This is a genomic window from Hymenobacter ruber, assembly GCF_054783255.1.
The window spans coordinates 224785-238973 of the sequence record NZ_BAAGQX010000002.1; the positions used below are offsets into that span (position 1 = coordinate 224785).

General features: G+C 54.6%; 11 protein-coding genes. 2 read left to right on the forward strand and 9 right to left on the reverse strand.

What is annotated here, in order from left to right; genetic code table 11:
- Window positions 1-28: 28 nt before the first annotated feature.
- The 9 genes from ACYVM5_RS01640 to ACYVM5_RS01680 all read right to left on the reverse strand — a co-directional run bounded on the left by ACYVM5_RS01640 (window position 29) and on the right by ACYVM5_RS01680 (window position 12922).
- Window positions 29-1171, reverse strand: coding sequence for a COX15/CtaA family protein (locus tag ACYVM5_RS01640; protein WP_460616443.1), 1143 nt, complete (start codon window positions 1169-1171; stop codon window positions 29-31).
- Between the two features lie 161 nt (window positions 1172-1332).
- Window positions 1333-3153 carry a cytochrome c oxidase subunit I gene (locus ACYVM5_RS01645; RefSeq protein WP_460617433.1) on the reverse strand — a complete coding sequence of 607 codons (1821 nt, stop codon included), beginning with the start codon at window positions 3151-3153 and terminating at the stop codon, window positions 1333-1335.
- Window positions 3154-3247: 94 nt separating this feature from the next.
- Window positions 3248-4321 (reverse strand): cytochrome c oxidase subunit II, encoded by a 1074-nt coding sequence (locus ACYVM5_RS01650; protein WP_460616444.1) that lies wholly within the window; start codon window positions 4319-4321, stop codon window positions 3248-3250.
- 82 nt (window positions 4322-4403) lie between these two features.
- The gene (locus ACYVM5_RS01655; protein ID WP_460616445.1) at window positions 4404-5714 is read right to left on the reverse strand and encodes a quinol:cytochrome C oxidoreductase; all 1311 of its coding nucleotides are present in this window, start codon (window positions 5712-5714) and stop codon (window positions 4404-4406) included.
- 6 nt (window positions 5715-5720) lie between these two features.
- Entirely contained in the window at window positions 5721-6470 is a 750-nt protein-coding gene (locus ACYVM5_RS01660; RefSeq protein ID WP_460616446.1) for a c-type cytochrome, read from the reverse strand.
- A complete protein-coding gene (locus ACYVM5_RS01665) occupies window positions 6470-6997 on the reverse strand; it encodes a DUF3341 domain-containing protein (protein WP_342299864.1) in 528 nt (175 codons plus the stop codon). Before ACYVM5_RS01665 ends, ACYVM5_RS01660 begins: the two co-directional genes overlap by 1 nt.
- On the reverse strand, window positions 6990-8447 hold the full coding sequence (gene nrfD / locus ACYVM5_RS01670) for an NrfD/PsrC family molybdoenzyme membrane anchor subunit (RefSeq protein ID WP_460616447.1): 1458 nt from the start codon (window positions 8445-8447) through the stop codon (window positions 6990-6992). The genes ACYVM5_RS01665 and nrfD overlap by 8 nt, the downstream gene beginning before the upstream one ends.
- A 24-nt stretch (window positions 8448-8471) precedes the next feature.
- Window positions 8472-11486: a Fe-S-cluster-containing hydrogenase gene (locus tag ACYVM5_RS01675; protein ID WP_460616448.1), complete on the reverse strand. Its 3015-nt coding sequence runs from the start codon at window positions 11484-11486 to the stop codon at window positions 8472-8474.
- A 101-nt stretch (window positions 11487-11587) separates the two neighbouring features.
- Window positions 11588-12922 (reverse strand): cytochrome c3 family protein, encoded by a 1335-nt coding sequence (locus ACYVM5_RS01680; protein ID WP_460616449.1) that lies wholly within the window; start codon window positions 12920-12922, stop codon window positions 11588-11590.
- Window positions 12923-13460: 538 nt separating this feature from the next.
- On the opposite strand from ACYVM5_RS01680, the gene rpsF reads away from it, so the two are divergent.
- Window positions 13461-13838 carry a 30S ribosomal protein S6 gene (rpsF, locus tag ACYVM5_RS01685; protein WP_460616450.1) on the forward strand — a complete coding sequence of 126 codons (378 nt, stop codon included), beginning with the start codon at window positions 13461-13463 and terminating at the stop codon, window positions 13836-13838.
- A gap of 54 nt (window positions 13839-13892) precedes the next feature.
- Complete coding sequence (gene rpsR / locus ACYVM5_RS01690; protein WP_035561439.1) at window positions 13893-14126, forward strand: 30S ribosomal protein S18; 234 nt, start codon at window positions 13893-13895, stop codon at window positions 14124-14126.
- Window positions 14127-14189: the final 63 nt, after the last annotated feature.

A 14189-nucleotide genomic window follows, 5' to 3' on the forward strand; every position in this document is an offset into this window, starting at 1 on the left:
AGGAGCTAGACCCAACGGGGCCGCAAAGTTACGCAACAACCTGCCGGGGTGCATCCGTGGGTGCAATAGTTTCCGGGCTTTTGCGGGCGCGGGTTACCGCCAGCAGCATCAGAAACTGGATGCCGAATAGTACAGTGGCCAATGTGAGATGCACCGGCTGCACCGCTGCCGGCAGCGCAAACGACGCCAGAATGATGCCCGCCAGAATTTCCAGCCCTATAAGAGTGAGCGTAGCGGTAACCAGCTTGCGCAGGCGCTGTTGCGCTAGCTGCCAAAGCTCGTAGCCGACATACACGTTCAGTAGCAATACCGCGGCCGACATTGTGCGATGCAGACTGAATACACTACCGAGCTTACTCACCCAATTTTCGCGCCCTACGTAGTCGGCCGCGGCAGATACGATATCAACCTGTTCTCGTACCTGCGTCCCAAGCACAATCTGCCAGAAGGTAAGCAGCAACGCTGCCCAGAGCCAGATGCTCAAAGCCACAGCGGGCCGTTTTGGTACGGTTGAAGCTCCAATCAGTTCCGCCGTCGGCATTTGCGAAGCAGCATTGCCCTGGCTCCATCGCGCCCGGTCAACTGCGTACAACAGCAACGCTACGATTACCAGCGCCAACGCCATGTGCACCGTCACCATCACAGGCAGCAAATTGGTTGAGACGACCAACGACCCAAGGTAACCTTGCACGCCAGTCAGAAGAAACGAGGCAAAAGCCAACCAAAAGATTGTTCGGTCGCGCCGCCAATAGGGCAACGCGAATACGACAGTGAGAAAAACAAACACACCGATTAGAGCTCCCAATAATCGGTTCACGTACTCAATCCACGTTTTCACCGGGTTGAAATCTGTCTCGATATATTGGGTAGGGTGCGCGAAAATGCTTCCGGCAACCTGGGCAAAACCCATTCGCTGCAACGTGCGGGCCAGTTTTTGATTCTTGGCCACACGTTGCGCAGTATACACCTCCTTATAATTGGCTGGTAACTGACTGGCCTTTGTGGGTGGCACCCAGCTGCCAAAGCATTTGGGCCAATCGGGACAACCCATGCCGCTGCCGGTACTGCGCACCACCCCACCTACCAAAATCAGTAGGTACACGCTCACAACTGTAAGGATACCGACAAACCGGAAACGGCGAACGGCAGCGCTCAGGTGAAAATTATCCATGACGAAAAATGGGCTGTTACTATCGCGGCATATCTGCACAAGACAGCTGGCACATAAAATTGAAGTGGTCAAGTAAAATCCGTGAAACAAAAACGGGCCGCCGATTAGGCGGCCCGCTTCGGGACTTTACCAATTGCATTGGTTAATCAAACACACTCTAACTAGTCAGCCAGTTCCTGCTCATAAGGCAGATTCGATGACTGCGTTTGCGAGTACGGTACGTTCTGAGGAATGAAGTCCACATCCGAGCCAGGCTTGCTGTAATCGTAAGGCCAGCGGTACACAGCCGGAATCTCGCCGGGCCAGTTGCCGTGGCCGGGTTCAACAGGCGTAGTCCATTCCAGCGTAGTCGAGTTCCAAGGGTTCTCGGTAGCACGACGGCCGCGGAATATGCTGTAGAAGAAGTTGAAGATGAAGATGAACTGACCCAGGAAGGCAATGATAGCCGCAATCGAGATGAACTTGTTCATATCAGCGAATTGCGAGAAGGCATCGAAGCCCGTCCAAGCGTAGTAACGACGGGGGAAACCGGCGATACCCACGTAGTGCATAGGCATAAACACCAGGTACACGCCTGCAAACGTCAACCAGAAGTGGATATAGCCAAGCTTCTCATCCATCATACGGCCAAACATCTTCGGGAACCAGTGGTACACACCGCAGAACAGGCCAAAGAATGCCGAACTGCCCATTACCAAGTGGAAGTGAGCAACCACGAAGTAAGTATTGTGCATCTGAATATCGAGGGTAGCGTTGCCGAGGATAATACCCGTCAGACCACCTGAGATAAACAGCGATACAAAACCGATGGCGAACAACATAGCAGCCGTAAAGCGAATGTTGCCGCGCCACAGCGTAGCTAGCCAGTTAAATACTTTCACGCCCGAAGGCACAGCAATAATCAGCGTCAGGAACATGAAAACCGAACCTAGGAAAGGGTTCATACCCGTCACGAACATGTGGTGAGCCCACACTACGAACGACAACAACGAGATGCCAATCAGCGAACCAATCATAGCGCGGTAGCCAAAAATGGGCTTACGAGAATTCGTTGCCAATACTTCCGACACCATACCCATAGCAGGCATGATTACGATGTACACCTCGGGGTGACCCAGGAACCAGAACAAGTGCTGGAACAATACCGGCGAACCACCCTGATTGCTCAAAGCCTGACCAGCAATGTAGATGTCAGAGAGGAAGAACGAGGTACCGAACGAACGGTCGAACACCAACAGCAGAGCTGCCGAGAACAGAACCGGGAATGACAGAATGCCGAGAATAGCCGTCAGGAAGAAAGCCCAGATGGTGAGCGGCAATTTGCTCATGCTCATGCCACGGGTACGCAGGTTGATAACCGTCGTCACGTAGTTGACACCACCCAGCAACTGCGATACGATAAAGAATACCATACTCACCAGCCACAGCGTCATGCCCGTGCCGGAGCCAGGGATTGCCTGCGGCAATGCACTCAGTGGCGGGTAAATTGTCCAGCCAGCTGCAGCCGGACCGGTTTCAATGAACAACGAAGAGAACATAATAACGCTCGACAGGAAGAAGAACCAGTACGAGAGCATGTTCATAAAGCCCGAAGCCATGTCGCGGGCTCCTACTTGCAGCGGAATAAGGAAGTTCGAGAATGTGCCACTCAAACCGGCCGTCAGCACGAAGAATACCATGATGGTACCGTGCATCGTAACCAGCGCGAGGTAGAACTCGGGGTTCAGCTTACCAGCCTGAATCCAGCCGCCGAGGACCGGTTTCAGCCACTCCATTGTGCCTTCGGGCCAGCCGAGCTGCAAACGGAACAAGCTGGACAGAGTGCCACCAAGGATGGCCCAGAACATGCCCGTAATCAGGAATTGCTTGGCAATTTGTTTGTGGTCCTGGCTGAACACGTACTTCCACAGCCAATGCTGGTCGTGGTGTTCGTGGTCGTGGTCGTCGTGGTGCAGGTGGTCGCCGTGCTCGGTTGCCGGCACCGGAGCGGAACCAATACCGCCTTGCGTTTGCACGCCCGGAGAAAGATTGGGTTTGGGTGTCATGTCTGACATAGCGGAATACCGTTAGTAGTTATTAGTAAGAAGCAGCCAAAGGCACGGGAGCCGCTTCTATTTCCTTAGGCGCGGCAGCTACGGGAGTAACCATCGTTTTGGCCTTCTGTTTGAAAGCAGCCAGCACATCCGGGTTCTTCTGAGCGAACGACTGCTGAGCGGCATACCAGTTCTGATAATCATCCGGCTCATCCACAATCACGGTTGCTTTCATAGCGAAGTGGCTACCGCCGCAAACCTGGTTGCAAGCCAGTTCATAGTTAAACTTGGGATTACCCAGTTTAGCGCGCATTTCATCCGTCGTAGTGGTCGGCGTGAACCAGAAGCGGGTCGGCATACCGGGCACAGCGTACATCTGAACGCGGAAATGCGGCATGTAAACAGCGTGCAGTACGTCGCGCGAACGAATCTTAATCAGCACCGGAACGCCCTTCGGAACGTGAATTTCGTTGGTCGTGAAATCGTCCAGCGAAGACTTGTCGCTCAGGTCGAAACCCCACTCGTTCACGGCATCAATCATGCGGTAGTTAATTACCCCAAGCTTCATGTCGCGGCCAGGGTAACGCACCAGCCAGTTGAACTGCTTGCCCATTACCTCAACTACTACCGAGTTTTTCGGAGCAGGACCAGTGATGCGGGTCCAGGCTTTCCAACCGGCGAAAATCAGCGAAGCCATTACGATGGCAGGGATAATCGTCCAGATAACTTCAATGGTATTGTTATGCGCAAAAAAGTAAGCACGACGTCCTTCCTTATGCTGGTACTTATAGGAATACCAAAACAACAGAATCTGAGTGATAGCAAATGCTACTCCGATTACAGCCATTGTAATCCAGAACATTCGTTCCATCTGGTGGCCATGTATCGAGGCAATGGGCGGATTCATTTTGTTGAAATTTTCAACAAATGAGTAGGCAAACCATGCACCACCACCAACTAGAAAAACCAGCATCAGAATAGCATTCACGCTATTGCTCATGCCAATATCGCGGGTGAAGGTGCCCGAGAAAATAGAAGTAAAAATCTGCAGGCGAAACAGTAGGCCGAACACGACCAACAGCAACACCAACACCAGCAAAATGGTAAGAGCAGTCATTGAGTTTTAGTATTGAGTACTAATTATTAAGACCTGAGCGCAAGTTTTTGAACAGCTTGCGCTCAGGTCTTCAATCTAAAGTCTAGGTAGTGTGGTGAACACTCTCGTCGAGGAACGGATGGTTGACAGCAACAAGCGAAGCCGAAGCCAGACGGCGCGTGAACAAGATGAGGAAAACACCCAGGAAAATCGCAGCAATGCCAATCTCAATCAGGAACCCGTTTTCACCACGCAAAGTTGCGGGCATGAGCATCAGATAGAAATCTGACCAGTGTCCTACAAGGATGGCAATGCAGACGATTTTCATAATAATCATCTGGCGCTTGGCATCGCGCGTCATCAAACCCAGGAACGGGAATACGAAGTTGATGACGATGTTGAAGTAGAACAGAAACGTGTAACGGCCTTCAAAGCCACCCAGACGCTGATTGAAATATACCGCTTCTTCAGGAAGGTTAGCGTACCAAATCAGCATGAACTGGGCGAACCATACGTAGGTCCAGAAGATGCTAAAACCGAACATCAGCTTACCCAAATCGTGGAGATGGTTGACGCTCAAAGCGCGGAGGTAACCAGCTTGCTTAAGGAAGATGGCAGTAAGCGCGATAGCAGCGATACCGGATACCCACCACGAAGCGAATACATACCAGCCAAACATGGTGCTGAACCAGTGGGTGTCAACCGACATTACCCAGTCCCAAGCCGACATCGAAGAACTTACAGCATACAACACCAAGAACAAAGCCGAAGCATTGATACTCTTGTGGAACCAAACAGTACCACCGTTCAGGTCTTCCTGCAAAGAGAGCTGACGCAGTTTCCAGCTGAAGTAGGCCCAGATAGCTAGGTAAACGATGGTACGGATGAGGTAGAAAGGCAAGTTCAGGAAACCGCTTTTACCGGCGATGATGGCATCGTAATTCGGGCTGTTCTTATCCATGATGCCCTCGTGGGTCCAGTGGAAGATGTCGTGACGACCAACCAGAAAAACGATTAGCATAATCACACCGCCTGGAATAACCCAAGCGCTGAGGGCTTCCGAAATGCGCTTCACCATTACCGACCAACCAGCGTAGGCTACGTAGTTGATAGCCATGAACACCGTACCGATGGTGGACACGCCGAGGAAAAACAGGTTGCTGTGCCAGAGGCTTACAATCACGCGCTTAATTAGCACAGAATGTCCTTCTTCGTGGGCAGCACCGTGTGCCGCGGCGGCATGGCCGGCAGCTTCGCTGTGCTCGGCAGCCCCCCAACCCAATACTTGGGCAAGGATACCGAGAATAAGTACTACCACACCGGTGACGATGATGGCAATAAAGGTTTTACGGGCGCCATCCGTAACGACGAGCTGTTCAGCCGTGGCGCTTTCGTGGTGCGTCAGAGTTGCCATAGTGCGTTAGTTGGCGGTGCCGTTAGTTGCTTTGGTTTTGCCTTCGCCGGGAGTTTCGGCGCCGGTGCCAGCCTGGGCCTGCCCTACCGGGGCAGTATTGGCGGCATCTTTCGTTTCAGTCGAGTCGCTGGTGACCGTGCTGGTCGGGCCTTTGGCAATCAGCTTGCTGAGTGCGTCAGGGCCTTCGCCACGTTGCAGCACGTGTACGTACATGGCAATTTTCCAACGCTCTTCGGGGTTCACCTGCGAGCCGTGAGGCATCATGCGGTTGCGGCCCCATTCGATGACGTGGAAGATGTGACCATCGTTCATCGTCTTGTAAGCGCCCGTCGAGTAGTTCGGTACGCCTTTGAAAACCTTACCAACCGGACCCTGACCGTCGCCGGCTTCACCGTGGCAGTGCATACAAATGCGCGTGTAGAGCACTTTGCCTTCTTCCAGGTTGGCTTTGGTGTAAGGGAATGGGTTGTGCAGCATCCGCTCAGCCATCCGTACACTGTCCTTCGGGATGTGGTCGAAATAGCTGAGTTTACCACGGGGAATGGTACCGTTGGCGGGAGTGCGCTCATTGATGCCGAACGAGTTCACGGTGTTAAACGTGGTTTGGCGCAACGGCTCGTAGGGGATGGATTCGTACATCTCCGGGGCGTATTCTACGCCGGGGTCGTTTCCGTCGTGGGTGCAGGCCGTGGTGGCCAGTCCCAGGGACAGCAGCAGCGCCGAAACGCGCAGGCTCAGGGTCAGCGGATGCGTCATTAGTTGTTGGTCATTTCTTTTTGGTTGACTTCCGAAGCGCCGTTGTCGCGCAGCAGCTGGGTCAGCCGGGGAAATTGCGAGCTGGTTTCATCCAGTTCGATGGCCATTACGAACTTGTCGTCGGTGGCGCGTACATCCATAACCGGCACTTTGAAGCGCGGATACAGACCCGTAATCGTGAAGAAGGTAATGGCCATGCCGTGGCAGGTAAAGAATACCGTCAACTCGAAGGCTACGGGCACGAAAGCCGGCAGGGAGATGTGCGGCTTACCACCGATAATCATCGGCCAGTCGAAACCGAGCATGTAAATCTGCATCCACAGCGCGAAGGCCAGGCCCGTCATGCCAAAGAAAAAGGCAGCGATGGGCAGGCGCGAGCGTTCGATGCCGAGGGCATCGTCAATCCCGTGAACAGGATAAGGCGAAAACACGTCGTGGATTTTCACGCCGGCGGCGCGCACGTTCTCAACGGCGTGCAGCAGTACATCCTCGTCTTCGAAGATGCCAAGGGCGAAGCGCTTAGTCATGCTGGTTGTAAGTTACGGGAGCCGAAGCAGGAGCCCCGTGGATGGCAGGTTGATGAGCGTGAGCGGCGTGAGCCTTCTCGGGGTTGTAAGTCGGGCCGTTATCAACGGTGTACTTCAGGATGGTTTTCACCTCGGCCATGTTAATCACGGGGAAGAACTTGGCGAAGAGTAGGAACAGCGTGAAGAACAGGCCGAGCGTACCAACGTATAGGCCGATGTCGATAATCGAAGGCGAGAACATGGCCCAGCTCGACGGCAGGTAGTCGCGGTGCAGCGAGGTCACGATGATTACGAAGCGCTCGAACCACATACCGATGTTCACGATGATGGACAGGATGAAGGTGAGATTGATGCTGTAGCGCACGCGGCGGAACCACACCAGCTGCGGCGTAATCACGTTGCAGGTCATCATCGAAGCGTAAGCCCACCAGTAAGGACCAGTAGCGCGGTTGATGAAGGCGTACTGCTCAAACTCAACCTGCGAGTACCAAGCGATGAAGAACTCCGTGATGTAAGCCACACCCACGATGGAGCCGGTTACCATCATGATTTTGTTCATCAGCGCGATGTGCTCGAGCGTGATGTAGTCTTCGAGGCGGAACACCACGCGGGTAATCAGCATCAGGGTAAGCACCATGGCAAAACCTGAGAAGATAGCACCGGCCACGAAGTAGGGCGGGAAGATGGTGGTGTGCCAGCCCGGGACAACCGAGGTAGCAAAGTCCATTGATACAATGGTGTGTACCGAGAGTACGAGGGGAGTCGAAACACCAGCTAGAATCAGCGAAACGGTCTCGTAGCGCGACCAAGCTTTGGCCGAGCCTTTCCAACCGAAGCTCAGCATGGAGTAGCTGAACTTGGCGATGGGGCCTTTGGCACGGTCACGAATAGAAGCAAAGTCAGGAATCAGACCGATGTACCAGAACACCAGCGATACTGTGAAGTAAGTTGAGATGGCGAATACGTCCCAGAGCAGCGGCGAATTGAAGTTAGCCCACAGCGAACCCAGCGTGTTTTGCAGCGGGAAAACGTAGAATGCCAACCAAGGACGGCCCATGTGCAACACCGGGAACATGGCGGCGCAGATTACGGCGAAGATGGTCATTGCCTCGGCGGCGCGGTTGATGGAGCTCCGCCATTTCTGACGGAACAGCAGCAGCACGGCCGAAATCAGCGTACCGGCGTGGCCGATACCTACCCACCACACGAAGTTGGTGATGTCCCAGGCCCAGTTCACGGTCTTGTTCAGGCCCCACTCGCCGATGCCGTACCATACGGTGCGGTACACGGAGTAGAAGAACACCCCCAGAAAGAACAGCGCCACGCTCAGAGCTGCCATCCAACGGAGGTTGGGTTTGGCTTCGACCTGATAGCAGATGTCTTGCGTTACGTCGTGTAACGTCTTACCGCCAGTTACGAGCGGCTCGCGTACGGCTGATACGTGCTGCATAGTTGATATAGATTAAGCGTTTTCTTAAGCTTCTTTGCCGAAGAACTCCGACTCGGAATTCCGAATCTTCGTCAGGTACGTCACGTTCGGCTGCACGTTGATGGAGTCGAGCGAGTGGAAGGCGCGCTCACCATCTTCACGACGGAGGAGCTTGCTGATACGGCTGTTGGGGTCTTTCATATCACCGAACACGATGGCATCGGTGGGGCACGACTGGGCGCAGGCGGTTACAATTTCGCCATCAACTGGACGGCGCTTCTGCTTCTTGGCTTCGAGCTTGCCGAGCTGAATGCGCTGCACGCAGAACGAGCATTTCTCCATCACACCACGGGCACGTACCGTTACGTCCGGGTTCAGCACCATGCGGCCGAGGTCGGTGAACATGTGGCCGTTCACGATTTCGAACTTCTCATTCGAGTAGTACGAGAACCAGTTGAAACGACGCACTTTGTACGGGCAGTTGTTGGCGCAATAGCGCGTGCCGATGCAACGGTTGTAAGTCATCTGGTTAAGACCTTCCGAGCTGTGCGTAGTAGCCAGTACCGGGCACACCGTTTCGCAGGGCGCGTGGTTGCACTGCTGGCACATCATGGGCTGGAAGATAACCTGCGGGTTTTCCGAGGGGTCTTCCATGGCGGCGTAAGTGGCCACCTTGCCTTTGCTTTCGAAATCGGTCTTGTGCGTGTCCGAGCTATAGTAGCGGTCGATACGCATCCAGTGCATTTCGCGGCGGTTGATAACCTGCTGCTTGCCCACTACGGCGGTGTTGTTTTCGGTCTGGCAGCCAATCACGCACGAGCCGCAGCCAATGCACGAGTTAAGGTCCACGGCCATACCCCAGTGGTGGTTGTTGTACTGGTAATCCTGCCACAGCGATACTTTGCTAGGCGCTTCCAAACCGTCAGGCGTGGAAATCTTTTCGTACTCAGTTACTTCCTTGGGGTTCTTTTTGTAGTTAGCCAGCGTGTTTTCCTGCACTACCGGGCGACGGTCCATCAGCGTCTGGTGCGTCTGGGTCTGCGCGATGGGCGAGGTTGCGCTCGTCTTCTCCAGCGTCACCACATTCATGTACTGAATGCCATTAGCCGTCATGGCGAGCGGAGCGGCGTTCTCCCCTACTTTATCGCCAGCTTTGCCAGCCATCGTGCGGCCGTAGCCGAGGGCGATGCTTACCGTGCCATTGGTCTGGCCGGGCTGAATCAGCACGGGCAGTTCAATGCTGTGACCGTTAGCCGTCACTTTCACCACGTCGCCTTGCTCCCACTTGTTGGTAACAGCCATGGCGCGGGGTACGGCTACATAGTTGCCCCAGGTTGCTTTCGAAATCGGGTCGGGCAACTCCTGCAGGAAGGGGTTGTTGGCACCGCAACCATCGGCGCTAAGGCCTACTTTTTCGTAGAGGGCTAGCTCAACGCCATTCGGCTTGGCAGCACCGCTCAGCTGCGAGGCAGCGGCGGCGGCGCTCATAGCCGTCATGGCGGGAGTAGCGGGCAAGGCGGTGCCGGTGGCTACGCCATCGTGCACTACTTTGTCCCAAGCCGCATCCGTGGGGGTGATACCGCGCCAGTTGGCACGCAGGAAGCGATAATAAGTCGTGTTGTTACCAGCCCAATGCAGCAGGCTTTCTTGGGCCTGACGGGTGGTGAACAGCGGCGTAATCACCGGCTGCGACAAGCTGAGGAAGCCAGCTTTAGGCTCAAAGTCGTTCCACGATTCCAGCCAGTGGCTGTCGGGAGCGGCGTACTGGCAGAGGCTGCCGGTTTCGTCCAGACGGTCATTGAGTGAAATGGTCAACGGCACTTTGGCGATGCCCGACTTCACTTTGTCACCCATCGGATGGTTGAACACCGGGTTGGCATTATAGAAAATTACGGCGCCTACGCTACCGTTGTTCATATCATTTACCAGCGCGGCCATGCGGGCATCATCGCCCTGGCGCACGTTGCTCGAAGCAGCGCTGATAGTGGTGCCAGCGTTGCCGAGGGCTTGGTTGATGGCGGTTACCAGCGATTGTACGGCTGGGTCATTCGAACCCGAAACCACGAGGCCGGTGTTACCGCTAGCCTTCAACTCAGCAGCGGCGATTGCCAACTGCTTGCCATAAGGTGCAGAAGTCGAAACGCTGCCACCGCTTACTACAGCGTTATACAGAGCGAGTGCTACGGCACCCACTTCCGAAGGCTTCACCGGGACGCGCACATCGGCGTTGGAGCCGGTGAGCGACATGATGGTTTCGAACTGGAAGTGGCGCGACATGGTGCGCTTGTCCGTGCTCACCTTGCGGTTTACCACGTACTGCTTGGCGTACTCCACAGGCGAAATCCAGGTACCGAGGAAATCGGCGTCGAGACTCACAATGACGTTAGCCTTACTGAAATCGTAACCGGGGACCACGCCACCGTTGGCTTGCAGCAGGCCGGTGGCCGACTGCGCGTCATACATGACGTGGGTAGTATTGGGGTAGCGGGCGGCGAACTCGGCGATGGCCTTCTTCGTGCTCGGGCTGATAATCGTGTGCGACACGATGGCGATGCGGCCCGTGGTGTCCGCCAGCTTCGTGCGGATTTCCTGGTCAACCTGCTTCACCTCGGCCTTCTGGCCTTTGATGGCGAAGTGCTGCAAACGGCCACCGTCGTACAGGCTCAGCACGGCGGCTTGAGCACGAGCCGACAGGCCGCCTTTGGTGATGGGTGACTCAGGGTTGCCTTCCAGTTTAATCGGCCGGCCTTCGCGGGACTTTACCAGAACGGCGTTGTAGTCCGAGCCGGTGAAGTAGGTGGAAGCGTAGAAGTTGGAAATGAGCGGGTCAATTTCCTCGGGCTTGTTCAGGTACGGGATGGCTTTCACCACGGGCGTTTCGCACGAGGCAAGCATGGCAGCACCTACGCCAAAACCCATAAGCTTCAGAAAGTCGCGACGGGGAGCCGAGGTATCGTCCTTGCTCTCGTGGCTTTCCTTAACCGGCATGAACTCGGCAAAGGCCGATTGCATGAACTCCGGGGCGCTTTCCAGTTCCTCAATTCCTTTCCAGTACTTCATTTGGGAGGGTAATCAGTAATCAGTATTGGGTAGTCAGTAGTTAATAACGAGCAGGCTAGAATACTGACTACCCAGTACTCCCTACTGAAATCAGCTTATTATTAGTAGTGGCACTTCGAGCACTCGGTACCGCCGTTCGACGACACGGTGAAGGGAGCACCGGCGTTTTTCGAATCGTGCAGCTTCACGAGGTTGTCGTAGTACTTGTTGTCCTTCGTGTTGAGGGGCATCTCGCGGTGGCAGTTGATGCACCAGCCCATGGTGAGGGCCGAATACTGGTACACCACTTCCATATTCTGGATAGGGCCGTGGCAAGTCTGGCACTGCAGGCCAGCAACTTGCGTGTGCTGCGAGTGGTTGAAGTAAGCCAGGTCAGGCAGGTTGTGAATACGAACCCACTGAATCGGCTGCTTGCGCTCGATGGCGCGGTAGATTTTCTTGATTTCGGGCGACTCCGTCTTAATCTGCGAGTGGCAGTTCATACAGATGTTAGCCGAAGGGATGTTAGCCGACTTGCTCTTGTACACCGAAGTATGGCAGTAGGCGCAGTTAATCTGGTTGGTACCAGCGTGCAGTTTGTGCGAGAAGGCGATGGGCTGGGTGGGCTGGTAGCCCTGATTCAGGCCAACAGCCATTACGCTTTGCACACCTTCATAAAGTAAAACGAGAGCGAAAACGACACCTACAATACCACGCAGTACGGGCGAGCGGTAAAACTTACCCCAGTCGAAGCGCTGCTCCAGAATTTCGATGTCGCGGCCGTCGAGGTCCTTGCGGCCACGCAGCACGTCCTTCATCAGGTTACCAATGATAACGAGCGTTACCACCAGCACAATCAGCACCACTACGAGGACAATCAGCAGGATGTCAACGTACTTGCCAGCACCAGCTTCGGCACCGCCAGCAGCAGCGCCTCCGTCCTTGCCATCAGCAGCCGGAGCGTTTTGAGCAGTTACTCCGCCGCCGCCTTTGCCTTCTTCCGAAGTGATATAAGCTACAATCGAAGTCACTTCCTTGTCCGAAAGGGCGAAGGAGGGCATCTGCTGCTTGTTGAACTTGTTGAAGAGAGCTACGGCATACTCATCGCCGCTGGCTACTACTTTGCTGGAGTTCTTTACCCAAGGCAAAATCCAGGAGATGGGACGGCGCTTGGTGATGCCACCGAGGGCGGGGCCAACTACCTGCTCATTCACGGCGTGGCACTGGGCGCAGTTGCCTTTGAAAAGGGCATCGCCAGCGGCGATGGCAGCGGCATCACCGCCACCGGCGGCCGGAGCAGCAGCGGTTGCGGGTGTAGCGGCAGCAGTGGCACCGGGTGCTACCCCTTCTTTTTTCACGGCGGCGGCATCTTGGGCCGAAGCCTGCTGGATGCCGGCAAACGTGAGCACAAACGCCAGCAACAGATGAGGTAAGGAACGGAGTCGAATGCTATTCATAAGAAAATAGACGGTAAAACGAAACGCTAGGGCATTTCAAGGCCACAAATGTAGGTCAGGAATCGTAGGCGGCAAAAGGAAAATGGCATTTTTGGCGTCTCACTACCCCGCCAAAGCTTATTTAGAATAATACCAAATAACATGTTTCAGTATATTATTGGAGCTTGCTTTTCTCGCATTCAGGAAATTGCAAGCCACTACCCACCACCGCTACTTGTGGTTAGTCGCTCACGGCAGGAAGGGATATTTATAAATTGACAGAGGTTCCTTTCTTGCAATGAGTGTCCTCCGGGCTGATACATTATTGTAATCCGTTGACGAGTGACTTTGTTAGAAGTCGCTTCAATCATGCGTTGGCTTGCACCTATTCTATTATAATAGGTAAACCACGCGGTGCTGGGCTGAAGTGAATGTCATACGGAAGCGGGCCGCGGCTGTGCTGCAGGGAAGTATGTAAAGCCGGCTTGGCAATGTGCCGGAAAGTCAGTACCTTTGCGCCCCAATCAATTTTTTACACCCACAATTCACCCCCATCGTAATGGAACAAAGAAATTACGAGACGGTCTTCATCGTGACTCCCGTATTGAACGAGAGCCAGGTGCAAGAAACGGTCGAGAAGTTCACTCAGGTGCTTAAGGAAAATAGCGCCGCCCTTTTGTCCACCGAAGCCTGGGGCCTGCGCAAGCTGGCTTACCCGATTCAAAAGAAAAGCACAGGCTACTATTTCTGCCTGTCCTACACTGGCGAAGGCAACATCGTGGACGTGCTCGAACTGGCTTTCCGCCGCGACGAGCGTGTTATCCGTTTCCTCACGACCGTGCTCGATAAGCACGCTGTGGAGTACAACGCCCGCCGCCGCAACGGCGAAATGAACCAGCAGAAGGCTGCCAAAGAAACCGAAGCCGTAGCCCAATAATTTAGCAACGACATGGCATCTCCCGCATTCAACCGCAACAACGACCGGTCGGCTATGAACAAGCCGCAGGACACCCGTAAGAAATACTGCCGCTTCAAGAAGAACGGTATTAAGTACGTGGACTACAAAGACCCGAACTTCCTGCTGAAGTTTGTGAACGAGCAGGGCCGCGTGCTGCCCCGTCGTCTCACCGGCACCAGCCTGAAATTCCAGCGCAAAGTGACCCAGGCCATCGCGAAGGCCCGCCACTTGGCTCTGATGCCGTACGTAGCCGACGCCCTGAAATAGACCTTAGACCTGAGAACTGAGGACTGGGGATTTAAGCAAGCATTTGCTTTTGCTGAGTCCTAA

Bases quoted from the DNA above. Each gene is read 5' to 3' on its own strand.
- ACYVM5_RS01660 (WP_460616446.1), bottom strand. From the start codon at position 6,470: ATGACGCATCCGCTGACCCTGAGCCTGCGCGTTTCGGCGCTGCTGCTG.
- ACYVM5_RS01665 (WP_342299864.1), bottom strand. From the start codon at position 6,997: ATGACTAAGCGCTTCGCCCTTGGCATCTTCGAAGACGAGGATGTACTG.
- ACYVM5_RS01650 (WP_460616444.1), bottom strand. From the start codon at position 4,321: ATGACTGCTCTTACCATTTTGCTGGTGTTGGTGTTGCTGTTGGTCGTG.
- ACYVM5_RS01680 (WP_460616449.1), bottom strand. From the start codon at position 12,922: ATGAATAGCATTCGACTCCGTTCCTTACCTCATCTGTTGCTGGCGTTT.
- nrfD (WP_460616447.1), bottom strand. From the start codon at position 8,447: ATGCAGCACGTATCAGCCGTACGCGAGCCGCTCGTAACTGGCGGTAAG.
- rpsR (WP_035561439.1), top strand. From the start codon at position 13,893: ATGAACAAGCCGCAGGACACCCGTAAGAAATACTGCCGCTTCAAGAAG.
- ACYVM5_RS01675 (WP_460616448.1), bottom strand. From the start codon at position 11,486: ATGAAGTACTGGAAAGGAATTGAGGAACTGGAAAGCGCCCCGGAGTTC.
- ACYVM5_RS01655 (WP_460616445.1), bottom strand. From the start codon at position 5,714: ATGGCAACTCTGACGCACCACGAAAGCGCCACGGCTGAACAGCTCGTC.
- rpsF (WP_460616450.1), top strand. From the start codon at position 13,461: ATGGAACAAAGAAATTACGAGACGGTCTTCATCGTGACTCCCGTATTG.
- ACYVM5_RS01640 (WP_460616443.1), bottom strand. From the start codon at position 1,171: ATGGATAATTTTCACCTGAGCGCTGCCGTTCGCCGTTTCCGGTTTGTC.